The following is a 3,653-nucleotide window of genomic DNA, read 5'->3' on the forward strand; positions in this document are numbered from 1 at the left end:
CTCAAAATGAATACAAAAAGGGTAACTCCATAATATAGAGGGCAAATCCTAGTTAGCCTATTCTTGATGAATTTATATGGATTCACCTGCTTGTCTTGCGTCGTATGGACCATGATGAATCCACTGATGACGAAGAAAAGATCGACACCGCCATAGCCGAAATGGCTGATCGTCACCGGCACGTAATCCACCGGGATGAACCACTGGGCGTGGATCCAAACGACAAGAATGGCCGCGAGGCCGCGCAAAACCTGAATATTGAAAAGCATGCGGCCTCACCGGCTGCCAACGCCACGGGCAGTGATGTAGCAGCCGCGCGGCCTACTCGGCGATTACCCCGTTCGGGCGAGCCTGATATCGACCTTCCAGGCGCACTCCATCGAAATCGAGTGCTTTGCGCATCCCGGCAGAAGAGGCCACAGAGCCGCCAATGTTGCTACGCTTGCATCATGCTTCGACCAGCAGTGGTTGCTGATGAAGATAGCGCGCAGCTTTTCGCTTGGCCGCGATGTCCTGCCAGATTGAGGCAACCTGTTCATCGGTCAGCGAGACCGCCTTCGCCGTGTCGGTGGCACTCCAGCCGTTGTTGAGGCCATAGAGGCACAGGTCCATCTGGGCATAAGGCACGGCGAAGTAGAACTCTTCCTGCGTCTGGGGCAGCGAATAGGTATCGGTCGTCGGCGGTCTTTGCCGAATTTCCTCGGGCACGCCGAGAYAGGCAGCCAACTGATAAACCTGCGACTTGTAGAGATGTGCGATCGGCTTGATGTCGGCAGCGCCATCGCCATTCTTGACGAAGAAGCCCTGATCATATTCCAGCCGGTTGGGCGTCCCGATCACCGCGTAGTTCAGGCGGTCGGCGTGGTAATATTCCATCTGTTTGCGCGTGCGCTGCTTCATGTTCGTGGCCGCGACGATACCCAGATAGGTCGGTGCTGGCAGGCGGTGTTTTTCGGTCTTGCCGTCGGGCGCGCGAACGACCAGCGAGGAGATGTTGTAGCCACCGGTCGTCAGCGCGTTGGCGAAGACGATCTTCGACGTCCAGCCGGGGCCGAAGTCCGGCACCACCTCGCGGATGCAGGCATCGCGGCGCTCGTAGCAGCGCATGGCTTCAAGCATCGGGCCGATATCCTCGATCACGGCCTCGATGCCATATGTGGCTGCGACCGCACGTCCGAGCCGCAGGCTTTCCGGATCGGAATCGTGCTCCGGCATGAAGATGCAGAAGACATTTGCTGCGCCAAACGCCCGAACAGCGAGGGCCGCGCAGACACTGGAATCGATGCCGCCCGACAGGCCAAGCACATATCCGCGCCGCTTCAAGCCGCGCACTTGTGCGCGCATGGTTGTGGCGATTCTGTCGGCTTCAGCTGCGCAATCGATATCGAGCGCGGCCACCGAGAACAGTCCGCTCGTCTCTTGATCACTCGTCGCGCGCATCATTTGGTCTCCATCATCGCCGCCGCCAGACGCCGGCTGGGCTTTCCACTATCGGTCTTAGGCAGGCTGTCGCGGAATTCCACTGTCTTGGGGACCATGAAATCTTCGAGCCGCCGGGCGCAAAAGCGCAGCACGTCGCGCTGCGTCAGGTCAGGGTCGGAGGGCACCACAATGGCATGAATCGCCTGGCCCAAGACCGGATCGGCGATACCGACAACCAGAGCCTCGGCGATACCGGGGCAATCATGGAGCACCGCCTCCACCCGCCTTGGAGCCACTTTCTCGCCGCGCGACTTGATGATGTCGTCCTTGCGGGCAACGAAATAGAAAAACCCATCCTCGTCGCGGCTGAAGAGGTCGCCGGTGAACAGCACCTTCTCCCAGGGGCGACGGCCAGGCCGAAGCGCGCGAGCGGTTTCTTGGTCATTCTCCCAGTAGCCCTGCATCACATGCGGCCCGCGAACCACGAGCTCCCCTGGCATATCAGGCCCGACCTCGACATCGTCCTCATTCACGATGAACAATTCGGTGCCCGGAATGGCGACGCCGACCGATTCAGGCCGCTTGGAAAGCGCCTCAGGCGGCAGGTAGGTGCAGCGGGCACATTCGGTCTGGCCGTACATCGAATAAATTCGCGCCGCCGGAAACAGCACCTGCAGCTTGCCGATGTGGTCGGGTGGCAAGGAAGCAGCAGCATTTGTAATGGTGCGGAGGTCAGGCAGCGTTTCTGGGCCAAGACCCTTCATCTGCAACAGCATCGCGGCCATGGTCGGCACCAGCGGCAGCGTTGTCGCGCGTTCGGTACGCATCACTTCGAGCACCGCATAGGGATAGGCGAATGACTTTTCGAGAATAAGCGTTCCGCCGCTGCGGACTGTCACGATCAGCTGGTAGAACCCGTAGCTGAAAGCCAGCGGCAACGCGCTGAGAACGATGTCGTCAGCGCTGGCAACCAGATAGGTCGCGATCGACGAAGCCGCTGCCTCGACATTGCGATGGCTCATCATGACGCCCTTGGGTTCTCCCGTGGAGCCGGACGTGTAGATCAGCATCGCCAGATCGATATCGATGCCACCATGCGCGGGCAGTGTGGGTGCTTTTTCAAGGCAGGCCTCAAAGGAGACGGCTTCTCCCAAGGCGGTATCCCCAGACACCACGATCAGACGGAGATCCGGTGCGTCGCGCGCGGCGTCGGATGCGACGGCGTGGAGCCGGGCCAGCGTCAGAACCGCACTTGCGCGGCAGTCGCGCATCAAAAAGCCAAGGCGATCGGCCTTCACCGAGGCATTGATGGGTACCACCACCGCGCCGGCCTTGAGCACCGCAAAGATCGAGATCACTGCCTCGGGACAGTTGTCCATGAAGACCAGAACGCGGTCGTCGCGCGCGACGCCCTTGATGTGCAGCGCTGAGGCCAAACGATCCGACAGGTCGTCGAGCTGGGCGTAGCTCAACCTGCGCGCGCCAGCGACCAGTGCGGTCTTGGCGGGATGTTTGCACGCGCTTTCGCGCAGGAACTCCTCAACGCGCATAACGACGGGCTAGGCCGACTGGGCGGCGAGGCGGCCGCCGACGAAGGCGCTGATCTTGGCTATGGAGTCGAGGTTGGCCGGAACAATATCGGCATCGGCGACTGTGACTGCGAAACGCTGCTCCAGGAATGCGACGAGTTCGAGGATGCCGGTCGAGTCGATCAGATCGTTTTCTATGAGCGACATGTCGTCGGTGAGTGGGGTGCTCTCGTCGCCAAACAGAAAATTCTCGATGATGAAGCTGCGGATTTCGGCATTGGTGGTTTCGGTCATGGCATTGTTCCAGGGGTTCACGTCAGGATGGCCGTTTCTTCGGAAACGGCAGGCTGCTTGCCGGCAAAGCGGTCGACCCAGAGCTGTGTCGACAAGACACCCACGAATGCCGCGTTGTCGCGAAAGCCGGCGGCTTGCTTGTTCAGGCATTTCTCGACCAGCTTGCCGGTCGTGCGCGGATTGAACAGGCCGGCATCGGCAAGTGCTGCGGACGATAGCCGCTCGCTGACGTAGCCGCCGGTCCCGGCAAAAGACACGCTCTCGGGCGCCCGGTAAGGTTGCTTTGGGCGCTTGATGATCGTCTCGGGCACAAGACCCTGGGCCGCCATCTTCAGCAAGTGTTTGCCCGAAAGGCCTCTTAGCTTGAACCTTGGCGGAATGCGTGCGGAGAACTCCACAAGCCTAGGG

5 protein-coding genes are annotated in these 3,653 nt (G+C 60.5%); all 5 read right to left on the minus strand.

Going from position 1 to position 3,653, the window contains the following annotated elements:
* Positions 1-269: acyltransferase family protein (locus tag AC1DUU_RS26230; RefSeq protein WP_476786290.1), on the minus strand; the 269-nt coding region annotated here is incomplete at its 3' end.
* Positions 270-447: 178 nt separating this feature from the next.
* Positions 448-1,440 carry an NAD(+) synthase gene (gene nadE, locus AC1DUU_RS26235; protein WP_476786294.1) on the minus strand — a complete coding sequence of 331 codons (993 nt, stop codon included), beginning with the start codon at positions 1,438-1,440 and terminating at the stop codon, positions 448-450.
* Positions 1,440-2,972, minus strand: a complete 1,533-nt coding sequence (locus tag AC1DUU_RS26240; RefSeq protein WP_476786291.1) for a class I adenylate-forming enzyme family protein — start codon at positions 2,970-2,972, stop codon at positions 1,440-1,442. The genes nadE and AC1DUU_RS26240 overlap by 1 nt, the downstream gene beginning before the upstream one ends.
* 9 nt (positions 2,973-2,981) lie before the next feature.
* A complete protein-coding gene (locus tag AC1DUU_RS26245) occupies positions 2,982-3,245 on the minus strand; it encodes an acyl carrier protein (protein WP_476786292.1) in 264 nt (87 codons plus the stop codon).
* A gap of 17 nt (positions 3,246-3,262) precedes the next feature.
* On the minus strand, positions 3,263-3,653 hold a 391-nt coding region (locus AC1DUU_RS26250; protein WP_476786293.1), incomplete at its 5' end, for an asparagine synthase-related protein.

It is taken from the genome of Aminobacter sp. P4_H6_2, from assembly GCF_056400805.1.